27 protein-coding genes and 1 pseudogene are annotated in these 22,938 nt (G+C 64.9%); 12 read left to right on the top strand and 16 right to left on the bottom strand.

The window, feature by feature from the left end; genetic code table 11:
* Nucleotides 1-199 precede the first annotated feature (199 nt).
* The 3 genes from RT688_RS01720 to RT688_RS01710 all read left to right on the top strand — a co-directional run bounded on the left by RT688_RS01720 (nt 200) and on the right by RT688_RS01710 (nt 4,600).
* A complete protein-coding gene (locus RT688_RS01720; protein ID WP_313703123.1) occupies nt 200-2,113 on the top strand; it encodes a DUF885 domain-containing protein in 1,914 nt (637 codons plus the stop codon).
* 293 nt (nt 2,114-2,406) lie between these two features.
* Nucleotides 2,407-3,879 carry an aldehyde dehydrogenase family protein gene (locus RT688_RS01715; RefSeq protein WP_313703122.1) on the top strand — a complete coding sequence of 491 codons (1,473 nt, stop codon included), beginning with the start codon at nt 2,407-2,409 and terminating at the stop codon, nt 3,877-3,879.
* 160 nt (nt 3,880-4,039) lie between these two features.
* Nucleotides 4,040-4,600, top strand: coding sequence for a TetR/AcrR family transcriptional regulator (locus RT688_RS01710; protein WP_313703121.1), 561 nt, complete (start codon nt 4,040-4,042; stop codon nt 4,598-4,600).
* Nucleotides 4,601-4,621: 21 nt separating this feature from the next.
* Here the strand turns inward: RT688_RS01710 and RT688_RS01705 are convergent, their stop codons facing one another.
* Nucleotides 4,622-4,969 (bottom strand): tRNA-binding protein, encoded by a 348-nt coding sequence (locus RT688_RS01705; protein WP_313703120.1) that lies wholly within the window; start codon nt 4,967-4,969, stop codon nt 4,622-4,624.
* 267 nt (nt 4,970-5,236) lie between these two features.
* Between RT688_RS01705 and RT688_RS01700 the strand changes: the two are divergent.
* The 9 genes and pseudogenes from RT688_RS01700 to RT688_RS01660 all read left to right on the top strand — a co-directional run.
* Nucleotides 5,237-5,578, top strand: a pseudogene (locus RT688_RS01700) (DUF885 family protein); the annotation flags it as partial.
* 383 nt (nt 5,579-5,961) lie between these two features.
* Nucleotides 5,962-6,750: an alpha/beta hydrolase gene (locus RT688_RS01695; protein WP_313703119.1), complete on the top strand. Its 789-nt coding sequence runs from the start codon at nt 5,962-5,964 to the stop codon at nt 6,748-6,750.
* 70 nt (nt 6,751-6,820) lie between these two features.
* The gene (locus RT688_RS01690) at nt 6,821-7,831 is read left to right on the top strand and encodes an alpha/beta hydrolase (RefSeq protein WP_313703118.1); all 1,011 of its coding nucleotides are present in this window, start codon (nt 6,821-6,823) and stop codon (nt 7,829-7,831) included.
* A 116-nt stretch (nt 7,832-7,947) separates the two neighbouring features.
* Entirely contained in the window at nt 7,948-8,403 is a 456-nt protein-coding gene (locus RT688_RS01685; RefSeq protein WP_313703117.1) for a MarR family transcriptional regulator, read from the top strand.
* Between the two features lie 184 nt (nt 8,404-8,587).
* Complete coding sequence (locus RT688_RS01680) at nt 8,588-8,941, top strand: hypothetical protein (RefSeq protein WP_313703116.1); 354 nt, start codon at nt 8,588-8,590, stop codon at nt 8,939-8,941.
* Between the two features lie 155 nt (nt 8,942-9,096).
* Nucleotides 9,097-9,984: a DUF2167 domain-containing protein gene (locus tag RT688_RS01675; protein WP_313703115.1), complete on the top strand. Its 888-nt coding sequence runs from the start codon at nt 9,097-9,099 to the stop codon at nt 9,982-9,984.
* 76 nt (nt 9,985-10,060) lie between these two features.
* Nucleotides 10,061-11,017, top strand: a complete 957-nt coding sequence (locus RT688_RS01670) for a retropepsin-like aspartic protease (RefSeq protein ID WP_313703114.1) — start codon at nt 10,061-10,063, stop codon at nt 11,015-11,017.
* Nucleotides 11,014-11,577, top strand: coding sequence for a hypothetical protein (locus tag RT688_RS01665; RefSeq protein ID WP_313703113.1), 564 nt, complete (start codon nt 11,014-11,016; stop codon nt 11,575-11,577). Before RT688_RS01670 ends, RT688_RS01665 begins: the two co-directional genes overlap by 4 nt.
* A gap of 81 nt (nt 11,578-11,658) precedes the next feature.
* Nucleotides 11,659-11,922 (top strand): MbcA/ParS/Xre antitoxin family protein, encoded by a 264-nt coding sequence (locus tag RT688_RS01660; protein WP_313703112.1) that lies wholly within the window; start codon nt 11,659-11,661, stop codon nt 11,920-11,922.
* A 63-nt stretch (nt 11,923-11,985) separates the two neighbouring features.
* Here the strand turns inward: RT688_RS01660 and tatC are convergent, their stop codons facing one another.
* From tatC to murA, 15 genes are all read right to left on the bottom strand, one after another.
* The gene (gene tatC / locus RT688_RS01655) at nt 11,986-12,744 is read right to left on the bottom strand and encodes a twin-arginine translocase subunit TatC (RefSeq protein WP_313703111.1); all 759 of its coding nucleotides are present in this window, start codon (nt 12,742-12,744) and stop codon (nt 11,986-11,988) included.
* Nucleotides 12,745-13,245 carry a Sec-independent protein translocase protein TatB gene (gene tatB / locus RT688_RS01650; protein ID WP_313703110.1) on the bottom strand — a complete coding sequence of 167 codons (501 nt, stop codon included), beginning with the start codon at nt 13,243-13,245 and terminating at the stop codon, nt 12,745-12,747.
* Between the two features lie 15 nt (nt 13,246-13,260).
* Nucleotides 13,261-13,503 carry a Sec-independent protein translocase subunit TatA gene (tatA, locus tag RT688_RS01645; protein ID WP_313703148.1) on the bottom strand — a complete coding sequence of 81 codons (243 nt, stop codon included), beginning with the start codon at nt 13,501-13,503 and terminating at the stop codon, nt 13,261-13,263.
* 136 nt (nt 13,504-13,639) lie between these two features.
* Entirely contained in the window at nt 13,640-14,014 is a 375-nt protein-coding gene (locus RT688_RS01640; protein ID WP_313703109.1) for a histidine triad nucleotide-binding protein, read from the bottom strand.
* A gap of 113 nt (nt 14,015-14,127) precedes the next feature.
* Nucleotides 14,128-14,469, bottom strand: a complete 342-nt coding sequence (locus RT688_RS01635; RefSeq protein ID WP_313703108.1) for a phosphoribosyl-ATP diphosphatase — start codon at nt 14,467-14,469, stop codon at nt 14,128-14,130.
* Nucleotides 14,462-14,899, bottom strand: a complete 438-nt coding sequence (gene hisI, locus RT688_RS01630) for a phosphoribosyl-AMP cyclohydrolase (protein WP_313703107.1) — start codon at nt 14,897-14,899, stop codon at nt 14,462-14,464. The genes RT688_RS01635 and hisI overlap by 8 nt, the downstream gene beginning before the upstream one ends.
* 1 nt (nt 14,900) lies before the next feature.
* The gene (hisF, locus tag RT688_RS01625) at nt 14,901-15,662 is read right to left on the bottom strand and encodes an imidazole glycerol phosphate synthase subunit HisF (protein ID WP_313703106.1); all 762 of its coding nucleotides are present in this window, start codon (nt 15,660-15,662) and stop codon (nt 14,901-14,903) included.
* A gap of 19 nt (nt 15,663-15,681) precedes the next feature.
* Nucleotides 15,682-16,458 (bottom strand): 1-(5-phosphoribosyl)-5-[(5-phosphoribosylamino)methylideneamino]imidazole-4-carboxamide isomerase, encoded by a 777-nt coding sequence (gene hisA / locus RT688_RS01620; RefSeq protein WP_313703105.1) that lies wholly within the window; start codon nt 16,456-16,458, stop codon nt 15,682-15,684.
* Between the two features lie 28 nt (nt 16,459-16,486).
* Nucleotides 16,487-17,128 (bottom strand): imidazole glycerol phosphate synthase subunit HisH, encoded by a 642-nt coding sequence (hisH, locus tag RT688_RS01615; protein WP_313703104.1) that lies wholly within the window; start codon nt 17,126-17,128, stop codon nt 16,487-16,489.
* A gap of 4 nt (nt 17,129-17,132) precedes the next feature.
* Entirely contained in the window at nt 17,133-17,723 is a 591-nt protein-coding gene (gene hisB / locus RT688_RS01610; RefSeq protein WP_313703103.1) for an imidazoleglycerol-phosphate dehydratase HisB, read from the bottom strand.
* Between the two features lie 19 nt (nt 17,724-17,742).
* Nucleotides 17,743-18,849 (bottom strand): histidinol-phosphate transaminase, encoded by a 1,107-nt coding sequence (gene hisC / locus RT688_RS01605; protein ID WP_409521862.1) that lies wholly within the window; start codon nt 18,847-18,849, stop codon nt 17,743-17,745.
* 2 nt (nt 18,850-18,851) lie between these two features.
* On the bottom strand, nt 18,852-19,670 hold the full coding sequence (locus RT688_RS01600; protein WP_313703101.1) for a site-specific DNA-methyltransferase: 819 nt from the start codon (nt 19,668-19,670) through the stop codon (nt 18,852-18,854).
* The gene (gene hisD / locus RT688_RS01595; protein WP_313703100.1) at nt 19,667-20,983 is read right to left on the bottom strand and encodes a histidinol dehydrogenase; all 1,317 of its coding nucleotides are present in this window, start codon (nt 20,981-20,983) and stop codon (nt 19,667-19,669) included. The genes RT688_RS01600 and hisD overlap by 4 nt, the downstream gene beginning before the upstream one ends.
* A 16-nt stretch (nt 20,984-20,999) precedes the next feature.
* On the bottom strand, nt 21,000-21,680 hold the full coding sequence (gene hisG / locus RT688_RS01590; RefSeq protein WP_313703099.1) for an ATP phosphoribosyltransferase: 681 nt from the start codon (nt 21,678-21,680) through the stop codon (nt 21,000-21,002).
* A 7-nt stretch (nt 21,681-21,687) separates the two neighbouring features.
* Complete coding sequence (murA, locus tag RT688_RS01585) at nt 21,688-22,938, bottom strand: UDP-N-acetylglucosamine 1-carboxyvinyltransferase (protein WP_313703098.1); 1,251 nt, start codon at nt 22,936-22,938, stop codon at nt 21,688-21,690.

Genomic DNA, 22,938 nt, shown 5'->3' with positions numbered 1-22,938 from the left:
CGTCGGGCTGCGATCCGTGTGATCATTGCCGCTTTTGCAAGCGAACCCGATGGTGGACGAGGAGCGCGGCGGCCGTTCGTACGAAACGTGACGGTTTGTTTCAGCCGCCCGCAAGCGGCCTGAATGGTGCTACTCTGGCGCGCTGGCCCGCATATCGCCGGGGCCGCGCCCCGATCTACACTCCACAGGGCAGATGACGATGATGAAAACAAAACTCGCGCTGGCAGCGATTGTCGCCAGCCTCGTGCTGGCGCCCGCCAGCGCCAAGCCGACCAAGACCGCCAAACCGAAGGCGGCGAAGGTAGTCAAATCCAAAGCATCCAAGGCCAAGGCGCCCGCCGCCAAAGGCAAGTCGAAAGGCAAGGGCAAGGCCGTCGCTGCGGCCGCCGCCACCGGCGCCGCCGTCGCCGCCGCCGCGCCGCGCCAGGCCGCATCCGAAAAGCGCCTCGACCGCCGCGCCGACTCCTACAGCATGCAATACCTGACCGCGCTGTGGCGCATCGATCCGGAAGGCGGCATCGCAGTCGGCAAGTTCGACGCCGCCGCCAACCTGACGATTCCCGACGACGCCACCCGCGCCAGGAAGCTCGCCTTCGCCAACGAATGGCTGGAGAAGTTCCGCAAGCTCGACCAGCGCCAGATGTCGCCGCGCCAGCGCACCGACATCGCGCTCCTGATCAACAAGCTCGAGACCGACGTCTGGCGCTTGAGCACCTTCCGCGAATTCGAGTGGAACCCGTCGCTGTACAACGTGGCCCAGCCGCTCGACCTGATCCTCAACACCGAGTACGCGGCCAAGCCCCAGCGCCTGCGCACCATCCTGCGGCGCCTGGCAGACGTGCCGGCCTACTACCAGGCGGCGCAAGCCACGATCAAGAACCCGACGCGCGAGCACACCCAGCTGGCGATCGCGCAGGCGCCGGGCACGCTGGCGGTGCTGGCCGACCTCGGCCAGGCGGCGCAGGACTCGATACTCAACGTCCAGGAAAAAGCCATCTTCGCCCAGCGCATCGCCAACGCCGGCACCGCGGTGCTGGGCTACGTCGACTACCTGAGCAACCTGGACAAGACGCTGGCGCAGAACGGCCAGGCGCGCCCCTTCCGGATCGGCAAGGCGCTGTACGAGCAGAAGTTCGCGCTCGAGATCCAGTCGGCCAGCAGCGCCGAGCAGACCTACCGCAAGGCCCTGGCCGCGCGCGAGGAACTGCTGGGCCGCATGGACGCGATCTCGGACGAGCTGTGGCCGCGCTACATGGCGAACGTGACCAAGCCGGCCGACCGCTTCAAGAAGATCGGCATGCTGATCGATAAGCTGTCCGCCCGCCACGTCGCGCGCGAGAACTTCCTGCCCGAGATCCGGCGCCAGATCCCCGAGCTGCAGGACTGGGTCATCAAGCACGACCTGCTCACGCTCGACCCGAACAAGCCGCTCGAAGTGCGCGAGACGCCGATGTACCAGCGCGGCGTGGCCGGCGCCAGCATCGACGCGCCCGGCCCCTACCGCCCGAAGGATCGCACCTACTACAACGTCACGCCGCTCGATGGGCTGTCGGCGGAGCAGGCCGAGAGCAGCCTGCGCGAGTACAACGAGTGGATCCTGCAGATCCTGAACATCCACGAAGCCATTCCCGGCCACTACGCCCAGCTGGTGCACGCGAACCGCTCGCCCTCGCTGGTGAAATCCCTGTTCGGCAACGGCGCCATGGTCGAGGGCTGGGCCGTGTACGGCGAGCGTATGATGCTCGAATCCGGCTACGGCGGCAACGCGCCCGAGATGTGGCTGATGTACTCGAAGTGGAACCTGCGCAGCGTCACCAACACCATCCTCGACTACTCGGTCCACGTGCTGGGCATGCAGCAAAACGAGGCGATGGATTTGCTGGTGCGCCAGGCCTTCCAGACGCGCCAGGAAGCGGTCGAGAAATGGCGCCGCGTGCAGCTGTCGTCGGTGCAGCTGACCAGCTACTTCAGCGGCTACGCCGAGATCATGGAACTGCGCGAGCAGCGCAAGCAGGCCCTGGGCGAGCGCTTCAACCAGAAGGCCTTCCACGACCAGTTCCTCAGCTACGGCAACGCGCCGGTGAAGATGATCGCGGAGTTGATGCGCGACTGACCCTTCGGCGAACCACGAGAACCGGGACCACGTGTCCCGGTTTTTTTTCGTGGTACGGCGCTCCTCCTCGCCGGGCATGTTCGTGCCCGCCTCCCGCCCGGCGGCGTCATCTCCAGCACGCGCACGGTTCAGTCCCCTGGAAAAAGGCCTTGTAATTATATAAGTGATCGTTTACTCTTATATTAATAACGACGCAGGACGGTAGTTCACCGGCGCCGGAATACGATCAGACCACCGGCCACCGCACCTGTCTGCATCGATCAACCAGCGGATTGCTCTGAAAGGAAAGTATGATGGAACGCTCGACGATGACGAAAGCAGCGGGGAACTGGATCAACGGCGCCTGGAACGATGGCGGCACGCTCAGGCAGGCCGTCAGTCCCTCGAACGGCCAGCCGCTCGGCAACTACCTGGACATCGGCCCGGAAGAAGCGCGGCAGGCGATCCAGGCCGCGCGCAGCGCCTTCGATACCACCAGCTGGTCCAGGGACCGCTCCCGGCGCTCGCGCGCCTTGTTCGAACTGGCCGACGAAGTGGCGAAGCGGGCGGACGAGATGGCGCTGATGCTGGCGCGCGAAGGTGGCAAGTTGCTGGCGCAGACCCAATGGGAGCTGCAGGTCACGGTGGACTGGCTGCGCCATGGCGCCGCGACCGCGCTGCTGCAGACCGGCGGTCGCGCGCTCGAAGCCGCCCCCGGCCTGCACTTCCACTCCGATCCCGAAGCGCTTGGCGTGGTTGGCGTGATCTCGCCCTGGAATTCGCCGGTCATCCTGTCGGTGCGCGCGGTCGCGCCGGCGCTGGCCGCCGGATGTACGGTGGTCCTCAAGCTGCCGCACCAGACGGCGCTGACCAATGCCCTGTTCGCCGCAGCGGTCGCCGCGACAAGGTCCCTGCCGCCCGGCGTCCTGAACGTGATCACCGAAACCGGCAGCATCGGCGCCGCGATGCTGGTCGATTCGACCGACGTCAACATGATCAGCTACACCGGCAGTACCAAGGTGGGCCGGCTCATTGCCGCCAACGGCGCCAGGACGCTCAAACGCCTCAACCTTGAACTGGGCGGCAAAGCACCGCTGGTGGTCTTCGACGACGCCGATCTCGAGGCCGTAGTCCCGCAGATCGTCGCCGCCCTGGTCGCGATGAACGGCCAGTTCTGCTGCACCGGCGCGCGCGTGCTGGTCCAGCGCGGCATCGCAGACAGGCTGCGCGCGGCGCTGGTGGAGGCCTACCGCAACGTCCGGCTCGGTGCCAGCGATGATCCCGACGCCCAGCTCGGCCCGCTGATCGACAAGGCAAGCGTGCAGCGCGTGGATAGCGTGGTGGCCGAGGCCGCTTCCTATGCCAGCATCCTCGTGCGCGGCGGGCCCGTCACCGAAGGTCCACTGGCTGCGGGCGCCTTCTACCGCCCCAGCCTGATCGAAGTCGAGTCCCTCGATGCCTACGTGGTCCAGAACGAGGTCTTCGGCCCGGTCCAGACTTTCGAGATCTTCGACGACGAAGCCGACGCCATCGCGCGTGCGAACGCCACCGAATATGGTCTTGCCGCGTCGGTCTTTTCCCGCGACATGGCACGCTGCCGCCGCGTCGGCAAGGCGATCCAGGCCGGCCATATCTGGATGAACTGCTGGGGGGTCATGTCGGAACACTTCGAGCAGAGCGGCTTCAAGCAAAGCGGTATCGGCGTCCTGTGCGGTCCGCGCGCCATCGAGCAGTTCCAGGAGATCAAGGTCTACGCCTCGGTCGAAGCGCCGCCGGCTGCAGCCTGAGCCGGTACCGGCAGCGCGCGCCACCGGCGCGCGGCCTGCCGGACCGGGCAAGGCTTCCGCTTTGCGTGAAACGCCTGTCCCTTATAATCCGAGCATGAAAACCAGCACCAGCAAAGCCCCGCGCGGCCGTCCCGTGAACGAACAGGCGCGTGAAGAACGCATGGCGCAGATCCTCGATGGCGCCCGCAGCTGTTTCCTCCAGCGTGGCTTCCACGCGGCCTCGATCGCGGAGATCAGCGCCGCCGCAGGCGTCAGCACGGCAAACATCTACCAGTACTTCCCGAGCAAGGAAGCGCTGATCGTGACCCTGATCGAAGTCGACCTACGGCGCCACTACGATTTCATCGCACGTTTCTGGAATACGGATTTCAGCCGGGCTGCCATCGAGGAGGTGTTGGCGGACATTTTCCTTACGCCGCAGGGACACGCGGTCGCGGTGCTGCGCGCCGAGATCGCCAGCGAGGGCGCACGCAATCCGCAGGTCGCCGAACTGCTGCGCAGTTCCGAAGCAGGCCTGCTCGAAGCCGTGCATCAAGGAATACGCGCCGCCCGCAAGAATGGCCGATTCACTGCCGACCTCGACCCGGACGCGGTCGCCGAGCGCCTGTCGCTCGTGTTCGAAGGGCTGATGCGCCTGTATCTGTTTTCTCCCGCCGACGGGAAAAAATTCATCGCACAGTATTACAGCCAGCTGGCCGATACCTTGCAGCTGGACGCTTGAGGCGCCCACGAGGCGGCGCGCTCACAGCAACCGGGTGCCGAGCGGCACCTCATGCTCCGGCACGCACAGGCTGACGTTGCCCGAGGCGTCGTGGAAGCCCGTCACCAGGCATTCGGACATGAAAGGGCCGATCTGCTTCTCGGGGAAATTCACGACCGCCACGACCTGCTTCCCGACGAGCGCCTGCGGGTCGTACAGCGCCGTGATCTGGGCGCTTGACTTGCGGATGCCAATCTCGCTGCCGAAATCGATCTGCAGTTTATAGGCCGGCTTTCTCGCCTCGGGAAAGGCTTCGGCGGAGAGGATGCGCCCGACACGCAGTTCTACCTTCATGAAGTCGGACCAAGCGATTTTTTCGGTTTTTTCCATTACCAAAAAATACACCATATACGCGGCGCAAGCCAGAGGCCGGTGCCCGGCATGCCATATGTACGGGTAAATGCCGCATAGATCGTTAATAAAATCGTTTTCAATTAAATAGTGCGCTATCTATACTGCGTCACATGGATGGCAAACGCAGCGCCGCAACCACGGCTCCCGATGGCGCCAGGGCTGCAGCGCTATCCTGCAGCAACTCGTAACACGGCAGTTGAAGCAAGCACAGGCTGGACCGCTTCATCAGGCCATTTTCAAGCCAAGATGTGGCTGATGTACTCGAAGTGGAACCTGCGCAGCGTCACCAACACCATCCTCGACTACTCGGTCCACGTGCTGGGCATGCAGCAAAACGAGGCGATGGATTTGCTGGTGCGCCAGGCCTTCCAGACGCGCCAGGAAGCGGTCGAGAAATGGCGCCGCGTGCAGCTGTCGTCGGTGCAGCTGACCAGCTACTTCAGCGGCTACGCCGAGATCATGGAACTGCGCGAGCAGCGCAAGCAGGCCCTGGGCGAGCGCTTCAACCAGAAGGCCTTCCACGACCAGTTCCTCAGCTACGGCGACGCGCCGGTGAAGATGATCGCGGAGTTGATGCGGGATTGATCGTCTTCGCAGCGCACCACGGGGAACCGGGACCATGTGTCCCGGTTTTTTTTCGCCTCGATGGAGGACTCGTCAGGCACCCGGTCTCTCCCGCGGCACCGGCGGCGGGCGCCAGGCGGATGCGACCCGGCGCCGACAATGTAAAAAAATAATCTATAAATCGCTTGCAATTAAATAGCGCGCTACTTATACTGCTTCACATGGATCGCAAACACAGCGGCAAACCAGTCTCTCTCCCGAGACCGATCAAGCCCCGTGTACGCGTTCCGGCAACACAGGTAACACGGTAGTAGAAACGGAAGATGCAGGACCGGCTCGTCCAGCCGGCTTTTGCCAAATAAGTAGCACACTATTTAATAGCACATTAAACGAAAGGAAGCACCATGAAAGCCATCAAGCACATCGCCCTCGCCCTCTCGGTCCTCGGCAGCGCCGCCGTTCCAGCCATCGCTGCCCCTGCGGCGCAGGTCAAGCCAACCGTCATCCTGGTGCACGGCGCGTTCGCCGATGCGACCAGCTGGAATGGCGTGGCCGCCAAGCTGCGTGCCGACGGTTACAAGGTCATCGGCGCCGCCAATCCGCTGCGCAGCGTCAAGGGTGATGCGGTCTCGGTGGCCAACATCGTCAAGAGTGTCGACGGTCCGGTGGTCCTGGTCGGCCACTCCTACGGCGGCGCCGTCATCTCGGCCGCAGCACAGGGCCAGGCCAACGTCAGGAGCCTGGTCTATGTCGCAGCTTTCGCACCGGACCAGGGGGAGACTGCCCTTGAACTGTCCGGCCGCTATCCGGGCAGTACCCTCGGCGGCGCGCTCGCCAAGCCGGTGCTCCTGGCGGACGGCGGCAAGGATTTCTACATCGACCAGGACAAGTTCCATCAACAATTCGCCGCCGACCTGCCGCAAGCGCAAGCCGACCTGATGGCTGTCGCCCAGCGTCCAATCGCCGAGGCCGCCCTGACCGAAGCAGCGGGCGCCCCGGCATGGAAACGGCTGCCGTCCTACTTCATCTACGGCACCGGCGACAGGAATATCCCGGCTGCGGCACTGGGCTTCATGGCCGAACGCGCCAAATCCCGCAAGACCGTCGAGATCCCCGGTGCTTCCCACGTGGTCATGAGCTCGCACCCTGCTGCCGTCGCCAGACTGATCGAAGAAGCGGCCAGCGCCGAATAAGCCGCAGACAGGTTCCACAATCAAAACCAATAAGTAGCACACTATCTAATCGCACGTTAAGGAGAGCACCATGAAAGCCACCAAGACCCTGATCGCCGCCGCCCTGATCGCCGCAACGGCAAGCGCCGGCGCCGCCAGCCTGCCCGGAGTGGAACGCCAGACCGCCAGCTTCCTGAAAGCCATCGAAGGCGGCAAGCCGATCGAGCAGATGACGCCGCAGGAAGCCCGCGCCGTGCTGGTCGGCGCGCAGGCTGGCGCCGAATCGAAGCTGGCCCCGGCCGAGGTCAGCGAAAGGACCGTCGACCTGGACGGCAAGCCGGTGAAGCTGACCATCGTGCGTCCGGCCGGCGCCAAAGGGGTTCTCCCGGCATTCATGTTCTTCCACGGCGGCGGCTGGGTGCTGGGCGACTATCCAACCCACGAACGCCTGGTGCGCGACCTGGTGGCCGGTTCCGGCGCGGTGGCCGTGTTCGTCAACTACACGCCTTCACCGGAAGCCGGCTACGGCGTGGCCATCAACGAAGCGTATGCCGCCACCCGCTGGGTGGCCGAGAACGGCGTCCAGATCGGCGTGGACGGCAAGCGTCTGGCCGTGGCGGGCAACAGCGTGGGCGGCAACATGGCGGCCGTCGTCAGCCTGATGGCCAAGGAGAAAGGAGCCCCTGCCCTGCGCTCCCAGGTCCTGTTGTGGCCGGTGACCGATGCGCGCTTCGACAGCCCGTCCTACCAGCAATTCGCGAACGGTCACTTCCTGACTCGCAACATGATGAAGTGGTTCTGGGATAACTACACCCGCGATGCCGCCGCCCGCCGCGAGATCCATGCTTCGCCGCTGCGGGCCAGCTTGGAGCAACTGCGAGGCTTGCCGCCGGCGCTGATCCAGACCGCCGAGTTCGACGTGTTGCGCGACGAAGCCGAAGCCTACGGCCGCAAGCTCGATGCTGCCGGCGTCGACGTGAAATCGGTACGCTATAACGGTATGATCCACGACTTCGGCCTGCTCAATGCGCTGAGCGACGTGCCGGCGGTGCGCAGCGCGCTCGGCCAGGCGGCGCAGGAACTGAAACTGCGTCTCCAGTAACAAGACCGCCACCTGTGGAACCGGGCCGTGCCATGCGCGGCCCGGTTCCGTTCCGGTTGCACGACAAGCGTTACAAATAGCTTGCAACTAGATAGTACGCTACCTATACTCGCGACATGAACCGCAAAGACAAACCCGTGGAAGGCGTCCCCCAGCTCGACGACCAGTTGTGCTTCGCCCTGTATTCGACCTCGCTGGCGATGAGCAAGCTGTATCGCAAGCTGCTGAAGAAGCTGGACATCACCTATTCGCAATACCTGGTGCTGATGGTCTTGTGGGAACAGGACGAACAGACCGTCTCGCGTATCGGCGAGCGCCTCCTGCTCGACTCGGCCACCCTGACCCCGCTGCTCAAACGCATGGAACAGGCCGACCTGGTGCACCGGGTGCGCGCGGCGAACGACGAACGCCAGGTCATCATCTCGCTGACCGAACGCGGCAGCGAAATGCGCAAGGAAGCCGCCGCGTTTCCATCCCAGGTGGTATGTGCCAGCGGTTGCGGTTTGCAGGATATCGCGGCCCTGAAGAAGCAGCTCGACCAGTTGCGCGCGAGCCTGACGGACAACGCCTGACGGCGCTGCCCGCGTCCTGGCGCTCTCTGGAGCGCTTCACAACTGTGCAAAGCCGCACAAGCGGCATGCTTGCGCTCCACTTGTGTGCAATTGTTCGCTGGCTACAATAAGTTGGCGACTTCCCGTCGCGCCAGGAACGCCTAAAAAACCTCCAGCGCAAGGCGCATCGTCGAAAACAGTACGCTTGTACGGCAAGACGATGCAGCGCCGCCATGGAGGCATTGTTAGGCGCTCTACAGCAACGCCCAAGGTCGTGGCGGCATTGAAAGCCCGCTTCGGTGCGGACCAGGTCGGCGAGATCGTCCCCGCGTCCGCCAGCGAGGATTTCAGCTGGTTCGCACGGGCATGGGATGTTCCTTCCGTCTATTGGGCAGTGGGTGGCACCGATCCGAAGCTGTACGACCGGCTCGAGCGAGAGGGCAAGGTCAACGAGATCCCTTCCAACCATTCGCCCCAGTTCGCGCCGGCCCTCACGCCGACGGTGGGCCGGGGCGTCGAGGCGATGCTGGCGGCCGCGGGCCCCTGGCTGGCGCCGTGAGCGCCGACCAGGCGCTGCGGTAAATACGGCGGAACGCTTGAAAGTTTAAATTCGACAACAATTGGTGAGTATTCGACGCTATCGGGTCCCCTACAATAACGACAAAAAGGCGGCGGGCGGCACCGCGCCTGCGCGCCACCACACGGGGAAATGCCATGAAAGCGGATTCGTTTGCGCGCACCGCCAGTGCGCTGGTCTTGTCGTTCGCCTGCGCCGGTGCCCATGCACAGTCCGGCAAGATCGACCAGGAAGCCGAGATGAACGCGGCGATGGTGGCGGTCCGCACGGTCGTCAAGACCGGGCCCGCCGAGATCGACCTGGGCAAGCAGGCGACCCTGAAACTCCCCGCAGGCTATTCCTTCGTTCCCCAGCCGCAGGCCGACCAGCTGCTCAAGGCCATGGGCAATGGCGAAGACCCTTCGCGGCTCGGCATCGTCCTGCCGCCCGACAGCGACAGCTTCGTGGTGCCCCGCTACATCGACGCCGGCTACATCAAGGACGACGAAGCCGCGGACTGGAATGCCGACGAACTGCTCGCCAGCCTGAAGCAAGGCACCGAGGAAGGCAACAAGGAGCGCCAGGCCCGCGGCATGCCGGAAATGGAGATCGTCGGCTGGAGCCAGAAGCCGACCTACGACAAGGCATCGCAGCGCCTGGTGTGGGCGATCGAGAGCAAGGACAAGGGTACGACGAAGGCGGAACACGGCGCCAACTACAACACCTACGTGCTGGGCCGCGAAGGCTATTTGTCGATGAACCTGGTATCCGGCTTCGATTCGCTGGCGGCGAATAAACCCTTTGTCCAGACCCTGCTCGCGCAGACCAGCTTCAATGCCGGCAAGACCTATGCGGACTTCGATGCCGGCACCGACAAGGTGGCGGAGTACGGCATCGCGGCGCTGGTAACCGGTGTCGCGGCCAAGAAGCTGGGCCTGTTCGCGGTGATCGCGGCCTTCCTGGCCAAGTTTGCCAAGGTCATCCTGATTGCAGGCTTCGGGCTGATGGTGGGACTCGGCAAATTTTTCAGGCGCCGCAAGGCCTGATGCTTCCACCAGATATACCTCCGCCACGGCGGCGCCGCTTCGCGTGCACGGCCGTGTTTCTCATGCAATCGCCGGCTTGCACGGCACCGATACATTTTTCATGACCAATCAATCCGGACTCCTTCGTTCTTCCCGCGCCATCCTGGGCGCGGTGCTCGCCCTGGCTTTTTCCTCGGGCTGCGCGCATGCCCAAACCTGCAACCTGGGCGAGCAGACCGTCGTTCCGCTGACGCTGGCCGGCGCGGCGGGCTATCCGCTCATTCCGGTGACGGTCGATGGCCAATCGGCCCATGTGCTGCTCGAAACCGACAGCCGCGTGACCCTGCTGAACCGCGCGCCGCTCGAAAAACTCGGCATCGCGATCCGGAAGGTGGAAACGACCTATACGGTCGACATGATGGCCGTCCAGCTGTCGCAGTTTTCGGCGGCCGGGATCGACACGAAAGGCTATTTTTCGGTCATCGATTCGGATAGCGATATCCTCGGCAGTCTCGGCATGAATTACTTCAACCGCAGGGACATGGAGCTCTGGCTGGCCAACAAGGAGATGCGCCTTAGCCGGCCCAGCGGCTGCCGCAAGGCTTTTCTTGCGTCCTGGGATCCCCAGGCGCATGTCGTCGATGTCGAGATCGACCAGTCGCTGCGGGATTGGCGGCCATGGTTCAAGGTGCGCATCAACGGCACCGACGTGAACGCCATCATTGCCACCAGCTCGCCCTATTCCTACCTCGACCTGCATACCGCTGCGCGGCTCGGCATCAAACCGGATTCGCCGGGGGTGGCGCAAAGCGGCGAAGTCATCAGCTGGCGCGACAAGACCATGAAAGTCTGGCGCGCGCCGGTCACGGAGATGTCGATCGGGAAGTACAAGGTGCCCAATCCCCGGCTTTACCTGTTCGACATGACCCTGTCGGGCGAAATGATGGTGCTTGGGCTCGACTTTCTGCGCAACCACCGGGTCCTGATATCGATGAGCCAGCGCCGTCTGTACATCACCCACCTCGGCGGGCCGACGTTTTCGGAGCCCGAATGAGCGCCTCGCTGCGCGGCCTGGCGCTGCTCTGCTCCGCCCTGCTGGTCCAGGACGCCTGGGCCTGCCGCGTTCCTCCCGCCAACCAGCTGATGGGCGTGGACGAACAGATCGCGCTGGCGTCCGACGTTTCCCTGGCCCAAGTGGTCGCAGCGACGCCGCTCGAGGGCAATGTGGTCGAGTACCGCTTCGTCGTCCTGCAGCGCCTGGCAGGCCCGGAACGGAGAACGTTCACGCTGCGCGGCCGCGCGGCCGGCACGCCGGCATTCCTGGCCGGCGGTACTGCGAACGCCGGCGAACGCGCGAGCGCGAGCTTCGACCATCACACCGCGCCGGCATTTTGGCAGCGCGGTGGCGGCCGGACCACGAATGGCGCCGACTGCGCGATTCGTCCAGCCTTCACGCTGGGCCACAGCTACCTCGTGTTCCTCGATTCGCCGTGGACCTGGCGCAGTTTCGAAAGAATCGAGGCCGTGGACGGTGCCGTCGACGAGGGCGACCGCTGGCTGGCTTATGTCAAGGCCGGGCTGGCACGGCGAGCGGTCGCGCCGAGCGGCAGGTAGAAGTCGTCTTCAGGCCCGCCAGGGTCAAGCATTGTCGGCGCGGCGGGTATGATGTGCATTTTCATCGGACGACGACACCCCATGAGCACCGAAGGACCACTCACCCCCGACGCGATGACCGCCCTGCGCGAGCGCTTCGCAGCCCAGTCGCGCAAGGCCCAGGCGTATTACGCGGTCATGCACGAAATCAAGGCCGTCGTCGGCAACGACGACGCGGCCAATGCCTGGATGAACGCGCCACTGGAAGCCTTCGGCAAGCAGACGCCAGCCGAGCTGGTCGCAGCTGGACGCGAGCACGAGGTGCTGGACGCCATCCGCAAGCTCAAGGGTGGCGCGGCGAAATAAGGTCGCCGCCTTGCAGGCATAAAAAAACCGGAGCAGGCTCCGGTTCTTTTTCGATACGTTCGCTTAAGCGGTTTCTTCCGGCGCCTGCGTCATGCGTACGAACATCGGCGCCACCAGCAGGCCCAGCTCGAACAGCAGGCACATCGGGATGGCCAGCGCCAGCTGGCTGACCACGTCCGGCGGCGTGACGATGGCCGCGATGACGAAGGCGCCGACGATGATGTAGGGGCGCACCGACTTCAGCTTCTCGATGCTGACGATGCCCATGCGCACCAGGATCACGACCACCACCGGCACCTCGAAGGTGGCGCCGAAGGCCAGGCACATCGACATCACGAAGTCGAGGTAGTTTTCGATGTCCGGCATCACCGCGATCGAGGATGGTGCGAACTCGGCGATGAAGTGGAACACGCGGCCGAACACGAGGAAGTAGCAGAACGCGACGCCGCCGATGAACAGCAGCGAGGACGAGATCACCAGCGGCAGCACCAGGCGCTTTTCGTGCGCGTACAGGCCGGGAGCCACGAAGGCCCAGATCTGGTAGAACACCCAGGGCAGCGCGATGATCAGCGCCACCATCAGCGTGACCTTCATCGGCACCAGGAAGGGCGAGACGACGCCGGTCGCGATCATCTTCGCACCCGTCGGCAGCGACTGCAGCATCGGGAAAGCGAGGAAATCATAGACCTCTTTCGGCCCCGGCCAGATCATCAGCGCGATACAGACCACCGCCACGCCGATGATGGCTTTGACCAGGCGGTCGCGCAGTTCGACGAGGTGGGAGATGAAGGTTTCTTCGACTGGCGCTTCTTCGGTCGTCATCTAGAAAAAAGAACTATTGGAGGATTTCACGCCGGGCCGGAACTTGCGCACGCGTGCGGCGCCCGACAATACCCGGGTCTTGCCGCCGTGGCGGTGCTTGTACCAGGCGGGAACGGCGGACGAACGCACCAGCTTCTTGCGGCGGAAGTCGCGCGCCTTGCGCTCGACGTCTTCGACGGTCGCGCTGAATGTGGACGCGGGCGGCGTCGGCTGGATATCGCCCTGCCAGGCCGATTCCACTTCCTGCCTGGCGCTCGAGAAATGATGCTCGACGTCGGACTGGAATTCGGCGGCGCTGTCGGCCACTTCCTTCTGCAGGTTGCGCAGCTCGTCGAGCTGGATCTCGCGGCTGACCTCGGACTTGACGTCGTGCAGGTAGCGCTGGGCGCGGCCGTACAGGGTGCCGGCCATGCGCGCCACCTTCGGCAGCTTCTCGGGGCCGATCACGATCAGCGCCACCACGCCGATGATGGCGAGCTTGGACAGTCCCAGGTCGATCATGGCGCGACGACGGGATTACGAACGGTGCTTTTCGCGGGTTTCGACGTCGATCGTCGACTTGTCCGCCACTTGCTGGGTCGGCGCTGCGGGATTGGCCGCGTTGCTTGCCGACTTTTCTTCCTCGCCGCGCACGCCGTCCTTGAAGCCCTTCACGGCCTTGCCGATGTCGGAACCGACGTTACCCAGTTTCTTGGTGCCGAACAGCAGCACCACCACGACCAGCACGATTACCCAGTGCCAAATGCTCATCGAACCCATCATTTTCTCCTTCATGGGCACGGGTGCCCAAAATCAATGCAACTTGTATGCAAACTGCTGGCGCAAACTGATGCGCAAAACTTACGCGCCAGTATACGCCAAGCAGCGCCTGCGTAACCGTCCTGCGGGAATATTGTCAGGTGCCAAGACCACGCCAGGGACGCGGACCGCCATACATGTGCAGGTGCAAGTGATACACCTCCTGGCCGCCGTTCGGACCGCTGTTGATCAGGGTCTTGTAGCCGCCGCTGCGCTTGCCTTGCGCATCGACGGTCACGCCGACGCCGTGTTCGGCCGCCAGCTTCGGCGCCAGCGCCAGCATCTTGCCCAGCAGCGCAGTATGCGCTTCGGTCGCGTCCGACAACGTGTCGATGTGTTCCTTCGGGATCACCAGCAGGTGCACCGGCGCGGCCGGGTTGATGTCCTTGAATGCCAGCAACGCCTCGTCTTCGTAGACGACGTTCGCCGGAATCTGCTTGGCGACGATCTTGCAGAAAATGCAGTTATCCATGTTGTCTCCAGTGTGCTTGCCGCAACGGCAGCGCCGGGCAATCCCAGCCATCGTAACCGAGAACGATGACGGCGCAATGACGCACCGCGCAAGAACGGTTGAACGACGCGGTGTTACGCGTCCTTGCGCGCGGCTTTTTCTTCCAGGCCAGACACGCCTTCGCGGCGCGCCAATTCGTCGACCACCTGCTGCGGCGTGAGGTCGAACTTTGCCAGCAGCACCATCGAATGGAACCACAGGTCGGCGACTTCGTACAGCAGCTTGGCATTGTCGCCCGAGACGCGCGCGTCCTTGGCGGCCATCACGGTCTCGGTGGCTTCCTCGCCGATCTTTTTCAAAATGGCGTCGTCGCCCTTGGCGAACAGCTTCGCCACGTAAGAAGTCGCGGGGTCGCCGCCGTTGTCCGGCTTGCGCGATTCGATGGTGGCCGCCAGGCGGGCCAGGGTGTCACTCATGGGTTTTCTTCGTATTCGTGTAAATCGTTTCCGGATCGCGCAGCACGGGGTCGACCGCCTGCCACTCCTCGCCGTCGAACTTCTGGAAGAAGCAGGAATGGCGCCCGGTATGGCAGGCGATGCCCCCGGCCTGCTCGATCTTCAGCAGCACGACGTCCTCGTCGCAGTCGAGACGGATTTCCAGCACCTTCTGGGTGTGGCCGGACTCTTCTCCCTTGTGCCAGAGCTTCTTGCGCGAGCGGCTCCAGTAGACGGCTTCGCCCAGCTCCACCGTGCGCGCCAGCGCGTCGCGGTTCATCCAGGCGAACATCAAAATGTCGCCCGTGGCCGCTTCCTGGGCAATCACCGGCACCAGGCCGTTCTCGTCCCAGCGCACTTTTTTCAGCCACTTCGCGTTCGGGGTCGGCGTCGTTACGATCGTGTTCGTCATGTCAGTCCATCCGCATCGGAATGCCGCGTTCAGCCATGTAGCGCTTGGCTTCGCCGACCGTGTGCTGGCCGTAGTGGAAGATCGAGGCAGCCAGTACCGCGTCGGCATGGCCTTCGAGTACGCCGTCGGCCAGGTCCTGCAGGCCGCCGACGCCGCCCGAGGCGATCACAGGAATACCGACGGCATCCGACACCGCACGGGTCAGGCCGAGGTCGAAGCCGGACTTGGTGCCGTCGCGGTCCATGCTGGTCAACAGCAATTCGCCCGCGCCCAGTTCCTGCAGCTTCTTCGCCCACTCGACGGCATCCATGCCGGTGGCGTTGCGCCCGCCGTGGGTGAACACTTCCCATTTGCCGGGCGCGACCTGCTTGGCGTCGATCGCCACCACGATGCACTGCGCACCGTGCTTTTGCGAAGCCTCGAACACCAGTTGCGGGTTCTGCACCGCCGAGGTGTTCATGCTGACCTTGTCGGCGCCGGCGTTGAGCAGGCGCCGCACGTCCTCGACCTTGCGCACGCCGCCACCGACGGTCAATGGAATGAACACGGTGGAGGCGACCGCCTCGATGATCGGCAGGATCAGGTCGCGGCCGTCGCTCGACGCGGTGATGTCGAGGAAGGTGATCTCGTCGGCGCCCTGCCCGTCATAGCGGCGCGCGATCTCGACCGGGTCGCCGGCGTCGCGCAGCTCGGTGAAGTTGACGCCCTTGACGACGCGGCCACCAGTCACGTCCAGGCAGGGGATGATGCGTTTTGCCAGCATAAATAATCTGAGTGATGCCTCAGGCCTGTTCGCCTTCGGTCAGTTCGTCCGCGCGGGCCTGCGCGGATTCCAGGTCGAGCGTGCCCTCGTAGATCGAGCGGCCGCAGATGACGCCTTCGATGCCCTCGTCCTGCACCGCGCACAGCGCTTCGACGTCGGCCAGGTTATGCAGGCCGCCGGAGGCGATGATCGGGATCTTGACGGCTTGCGCCAGGCGCACGGTCGCCTCGATGTTCACGCCGCCCATCATGCCGTCGCGGCCGATGTCGGTGTAGATGATCGATTCGACGCCATAGCCCTCGAATTTGCGGGCCAGGTCGATGACTTCGTGGCCGGACATCTTGCTCCAGCCGTCGGTCGCGACTTTACCGTCCTTGGCGTCGAGGCCGACGATGATGGAGCCGGGGAAGGCGCCGCAGGCGTCGTGCAGGAAGCCCGGGTTCTTCACCGCGGCGGTGCCGACGATGATGTAGCTGATGCCGTCGTCCAGGTAGCGCTCGATGGTGTCGAGGTCGCGGATGCCGCCGCCCAGCTGGACCGGAATCTCCTCGATGTCGTTGTCTTGCGCGTATTCCTGGACGACTTGCAGGATCGACTTGATGGCCGACTCGTTCTTCGGCTTGCCGGCGAAGGCGCCGTTCAGGTCGACCAGGTGCAGGCGGCGCGCGCCCTTATTCAGCCAATGCAGGGCCATTTCGGCGGGGTCTTCGGAAAAGACGGTGGCGAGGTCCATGTCGCCCTGTTTCAGGCGAACGCAGTGACCGTCTTTCAGGTCGATGGCGGGGATCAGCAGCATGGTCGTGGTCGGTAAGTGAACGAAGGGTTCAAGGATTCCAGTGGATGAAATTGCGGTACAAGCGCAGGCCGGCGGCCGCGCTTTTCTCGGGGTGGAACTGGGTGGCGACGATATTGTCGCGTGCGACGGCGCAGGTGTAGAAGCCGCCGTAGTCGGTTTCGCCGATGGTGTCGGCGGCGACCTCGGGCACGACGTAATAGCTGTGCACGAAGTAGAAATAGCTGCCGTCGGCGACGCCGTCCCATAACGGATGGGAGCGCGTCTGGCGCACGCGGTTCCAGCCCATCTGCGGAACCTTGAAGCGCGAGCCGTCGGCCTGGGTTTTGCCGTCCAGCTGGAACCGCACCACCTTGCCCGGCAACAAGCCCAGGCCCGGCGTGCCGCCGTTCTCTTCACTCGCGTCGAACAGCATCTGCTCGCCCACGCACACGCCCATCACCGGGCGGGTTGCGAATGCGCGGCGCAGGGCGTCCTCGGCGCCCGATGCGCGCAGGCTGTCCATGCAGTCGCGCATCGCGCCCTGGCCCGGCAGCACGATGCGGTCGGCCGCGTCGATGTCGGCGGCCTTGTTCGAGACCAGGATGTCGGCTTCGGGCGCGGCGGCGCGCAGGGCCTGCGCCACCGAGCGCAGGTTGCCCAGGCCGTCGACCACTACGATCTTGTTCGTCATAGGCTTACAGGCTGCCTTTGGTCGAGGGAATGATGCCGGCGGCGCGCTCGTCGAGCTGGGTCGCCATGCGCAGCGCGCGCCCAAAAGCCTTGAACACGGTTTCGCACTGGTGGTGGGCGTTCACGCCGCGCAGGTTGTCGATGTGCAAGGTCACGCCGGCGTGGTTGACGAAGCCGCGGAAGAATTCGCCGGTGAGGTCGACGTCGAAGGTGCCGATCATGGCGCGCGTCCAGGGGATGTGCATTTCCAGGCCGGGACGGCCGGAAAAGTCGATCACCACGCGCGACAGCGCTTCGTCCAGCGGCACGTACGAGTGGCCGTAGCGGGTCATGCCCTTCTTGTCGCCGACCGCCTTGGCGATCGCCATGCCGAGGGTGATCCCGGTGTCCTCGACCGTATGGTGGGCATCGATGTGCAGGTCACCCACAGCCTCGACTTCCAGGTCGATCATCCCATGGCGGGCGATCTGGTCGAGCATGTGGTCGAGGAAGGGCACGCCGGTGTTCAGCTTCTGGCGGCCGGTACCGTCGAGGTTGATCGCGACGCGGATCTGCGTCTCGTTGGTGTTGCGGGTGATTTCTGCGGTGCGGGTCATGAAAAGGTGCTCGTTGGGGTCAGGCGGCAGCTTGCGGCGATGCGAGCGCGGCCTTCAGTCCGTTCAGGAATGCGGAGTTTTCCTCCGGCGTACTGACCGTCACACGAATGCAATTGGCCAGCGATGGGTGCATTTTACTCAAATTTTTGATCAGCACCTTCTCAGATAGCAGTTTCGCGCAGACACCGGCCGCGTCCGGCACGCGCAGCGAGATGAAATTCGCCGCCGACGGAAATACTTCGACTCCCGGCAGGGCCGCCAGTTCGGCCGCCAGGCGCTCGCGCTCGGCGTTGATCGAGGCAGCCTGGGCGTCGAGCACCTCGACGTGATCGAGCACGAACTCGGCCGCCACCTGGGTCAGCACGTTGACGTTGTAGGGCGGGCGCACCTTCTCGAACTCGGCCAAGAGCTCCGGCGCGGCCGTCATGTAGCCGAGGCGGATGCCGGCCAGGCCCAGCTTCGACACGGTACGCATCACGACCAGGTTTTCGAACTCGCCGAGGCGGTCCATGAAGGTCCGGCGCGCGAACGGTTGATAGGCCTCGTCCAGCACGGCGATGCCGGTCTCGCCCAGGGCGCGCAGGATGGCTTCGACCTCGTCGGTGGCGAACAGGTTGCCGGTCGGGTTGTTCGGGTAGGCCAGGAACACCACGGCCGGCTTGTGCTCTTCGATTGCCGCCAGCATGGCCGGCAAGTCGAGCGAGAAGTCGGCCTTCAGGGGCACGCCGACGAAGTCGGCGCCCGCGAACTGGGCCGAGCGCGCGTACATGACGAAGGCCGGCACCGGCGCCAGCACGACGGCGCGCCGTTCCTGGCTGGCCACCGTGGTGGTGACGATCTGGATCAGCTCGTCCGAGCCGTTGCCCAGCAGGACGCCATAGCCTTCGGGGATGCCGAGCTTGGCGCGCACCTTGTCCTTCAACGTGGCGTAGGACGCGACCGGATAGCGGTTCAGCACCGCGTCGGCCAGGCGCGTGGCCAGCTCCTGGCGCAAGGCCTCCGGCAGCGCGTAGGGGTTTTCCATCGCGTCGAGCTTGATGTAGCCGCTCGCGTCGGGCACGACGTAGGCGCTGTCGGCGCGGATGTCGGCGCGGATGACGTTGGCAATCAGGTTATCGATGTTCATGCTCATTCCTCGGTGGCGGCGCGGGCGGCGCGCGCGATGCTCTTGCGTTTCTTGATGGTGGGCGCGGGATCGGGGGCGGACAGGCGCGCCTCGATGATCTCGCAATACGCCGGGTTCAGCTCGAAACCGGTAAATTGGCGACCGAGACGCTTGGCCGCGATCGCCGTGGTGCCGCTGCCCATGAAGGGGTCGAGCACCACGCCGCCCGGCGGGCAGGAGGCCTTGATCATGCGCTCGATGATCTCGAGCGGCTTTTGCGTTGGGTGGTCGGCGCGCTCCGGGTGTTCGCGGTGCAGGCGCGACACGCTCCACAGGTCCTTCGGGTTGTAGCCGACCTCGAGCCACTTGGCGCCGACAAAAATCGCGCGCGTGCGCGCCTTCTTGGTCGCCTCGTCGTACGGGACGCGCACCGCATCGAGGTCGAAATAGTAATCCTTGCGGTTGACAAAGAAGCCGATGGTGTCGTGCACCGACGAGAAGCTGCGCACGCTGCCGCCCATCGAGGGCACGCGACGGTCCCAGATGATCTCGTTCATCATCGTCATGCGCTTTTTCAGCATCACGAAGATCTCGGGCGCGAAGCGCCAGGTGAGAAAGATGTACAGGCTGCCGTTGGGTTTCAGCTTGGGCAGCGCCGCGTCGATCCACTGCTCGGTCCAGGACAAATACGCCTCGACGCTCTGCTGGTCCGAGGCGTTGCCGTAGTCCTTGCCGAGGTTGTAGGGCGGGTCGGTCAGGAGCAGGTCAATGGCCCCGTCGGGGATGCGCGCCAGCCCTTCCAGCGCATCCTCGCAGAAGACCTGGTTGACCCAGCCTGTCATGACTGCTGCTTGATCCGCAGTTCTGCGCTGCGCGCGTGCGCCTGCAGGCCTTCGCCATAGGCCAGTTCGGCCGCGACGCGGCCGAGGGTCTGGGCGCCCGCTTCGCTCACCTGGATCACCGAGGAACGCTTCTGGAAGTCGTACACGCCCAGCGGCGACGAGAAGCGCGCGGTGCGCGAGGTCGGCAGCACGTGGTTCGGGCCGCAGCAATAATCGCCCAGCGACTCCGACGAGAAGCGGCCCAGGAACATGGCGCCGGCGTGGCGGATCTGCTCGGCCCACTGCTGCGGGTTCTCGGCCGAGATCTCGAGGTGCTCGGCGGCGATGTCGTTGGCGATCGCGCAGGCCTCGGCCATGTCGCGCACCTTGACCAGGGCGCCGCGGTCGCTCAGCGACGTCGTGATCGTCTCCGCACGCGGCATGGTTGGCAGCAGCTTGTGGATGCTCGCTTCCACCTGCGCGATGTAGTCCGCGTCCGGGCACAGCAGGATGGCCTGGGCCAGCTCGTCGTGCTCGGCCTGCGAGAACAGGTCCATCGCGACCCAGTCCGGGTCGGTGGTGCCGTCGCACAGCACCAGGATTTCCGACGGACCGGCGATCATGTCGATGCCGACCGTGCCGAACACGCGGCGCTTGGCGGCGGCGACATAGGCATTGCCCGGGCCGACGATCTTGTCGACCGCCGGAATCGTCTCGGTGCCGTAGGCCAGCGCGCCGACGGCCTGGGCGCCGCCGATGGTGATCACGCGCGTCACGCCGGCGATCGCGGCGGCGGCCAGCACCATCTGGTTCTTGACGCCGTCCGGGGTCGGCACCACCATGACGATGTCCTTCACGCCCGCCACCTGGGCCGGAATGGCGTTCATCAGCACCGACGAAGGATAGGCCGCCTTGCCGCCCGGGACGTAGATGCCGACGCGGTCCAGCGGCGTCACGCGCTGGCCCAGCACGGTGCCGTCCGGCTCGGTGTAGGTAAAGCCGTTCAGTTCTTGCTTCTGGCGCTCGTGGAACACGCGGATGCGCTCGGCCGCGACCTGCAACGCGGCGCGTTGCGCTTGCGGCAGCGCGGCCAGGGCGGCCTGCAATTCGTCCTGGGCCAGGTCGAAGTCGGCGATGCCGGCCGCATTCACGCGGTCGAAGCGGTTGGTGTACTCCAGCACGGCGGCATCGCCGCGCGCCTTGACGTCGGCGAGGATCTTCGCCACCGCGGTTTCGATCGCATCGTCGGTCGCGGCCTCGAAGGCCAGCAGCGTATGCAGCTGCTGCTTGAAATTCGCGTCGGTGGAATCGAGTTTGCGGATTTGAACTGCCATGATGTTTCTGCCTTGGTTACTGTGCGTTGCGGCGCGATGCGCGATCGAACGCTTCGATGATGGGTTGCAGGCGCTCGCGCTTGAGTTTCAAGGCGGCCTGGTTGACGACGAGACGCGAGGAGATGTCCATGATCTTCTCGACTTCGACCAGGTTGTTGGCGCGCAGGGTGCCGCCGGTCGAGACCACGTCGACGATGGCGTCCGACAGCCCGACCAGGGGCGCCAGCTCCATCGAGCCGTACAGCTTGATCAGGTCGACGTGCACGCCCTTGCTGGCGAAGTGCTCGCGCGCGGTGTGCACGAACTTGGTCGCCACGCGCAGGCGCGCGCCCTGGCGCACGGCGGTCTCGTAGTCGAAGCCGGCGTTCACCGCCACCGACATGCGGCAGCAGGCGATGTTCAGGTCGACCGGCTGGTACAGGCCCTCGCCGCCATGCTCGAGCAGCACGTCCTTGCCGGCCACGCCGAAGTCGGCCGCGCCGTACTGCACGTAGGTCGGCACGTCGGTGGCGCGCACGATCAGCACGCGCACCAGCGGGTCGTTGGTTGCGAGGATGAGCTTGCGCGAGGTTTCCGGATTCTCGGTGACGGTGATGCCGGCGGCTTCCAGCAGCGGCAGCGTGTCCTCGAAGATGCGGCCCTTGGACAGGGCCAGGATCAGGCCCGGTTCCGTGGGCGATTGTGTTGCGATGGTCATAAGGCCCTTACTTGATGCGCACGATGTCGGCGCCGACCGCGGACAATTTGACTTCCATGCGGTCGTAGCCGCGGTCGAGGTGATAGATACGGTCGACGATGGTCGTGCCTTCGGCCGCCATGCCGGCGATCACCAGCGAGGCCGAGGCGCGCAGGTCGGTCGCCATCACCGGCGCGCCGACCAGGCGCTCGACGCCCTTGATGAAGGCGGTGTTGCCTTCGGTCGAGATCTGCGCGCCCAGGCGGTTCATTTCCTGCACGTGCATGAAGCGGTTCTCGAAGATGGTCTCGGTCACGCGGCTCGGGCCGGCGGCGATGGTATTCACCGCCATGAACTGGGCCTGCATGTCGGTCGGGAAGCCCGGGTATTCGGTGGTGCGGAAGGACACCGGCTGCGGACGGCCATCCATGCGCGCGCGGATGGTGTCGTGCCCGATGTCCATCTGCAGGCCGACTTCGCGCAGCTTGTCGAGCGCGACGTCGAAAATGTCGGTGCGGGTGCGGGTCAGCACGATGTCGCCGCCGGTGGCCGCGACGGCGCACAGGAAAGTCGCGGCTTCGATACGGTCCGAGATCACGGCGTGCTTGGCGCCGTGCAGCGACTCGACGCCCTGGATCACCAGGCGGTCGGTGCCGATGCCCTCGATCTTCGCGCCCATCGCGACCAGCAGGTTGGCGAGATCCGTGACTTCCGGCTCGCGCGCGGCGTTCTCGAGGATCGTCTCGCCTTCGGCCAGGGTCGCGGCCATCAGCAAATTCTCGGTGCCGGTCACGGTGATCATGTCGGTCAGGATGCGCGCGCCCTTCAGCTTCTTCGCCTTGGCGTAGATGTAGCCGCCTTCGATCGTGATCTCGGCGCCCATCTGGCGCAGGCCCTTGATGTGCTGGTCAACGGGACGCGAACCGATCGCGCAGCCGCCCGGCAGCGAGACCTTGGCTTCGCCGAAGCGCGCCAGCAGGGGGCCCAGCACCAGGATCGAGGCGCGCATGGTCTTCACCAGCTCGTAGGGCGCTTCCAGGCTGGTGATGTTGGCGCCGTTCAGGGTGACGTTCTCGTCGTCTTGCGTCACCTTCAGGCCGGTCTGCGCGAGCAGCTTGAGGATGGTCTTGACGTCGTGCAGGCGCGGCACGTTGGTCAGTTCGACGTCGCCCGCGGTCAGCAGGCCGGCGCACAGGATCGGCAGCGCCGCGTTCTTGGCGCCCGACACCGGGATCTCGCCGTTCAGGCGCTTGCCGCCGACAATCTGGAGCTTGTCCAT

Origin of the sequence: Massilia sp., from assembly GCF_032106685.1 — a bacterium.
In the GTDB taxonomy this organism is placed as follows: domain Bacteria; phylum Pseudomonadota; class Gammaproteobacteria; order Burkholderiales; family Burkholderiaceae_D; genus Telluria.
This window is presented reverse-complemented; position numbering and strand designations above follow the sequence as displayed.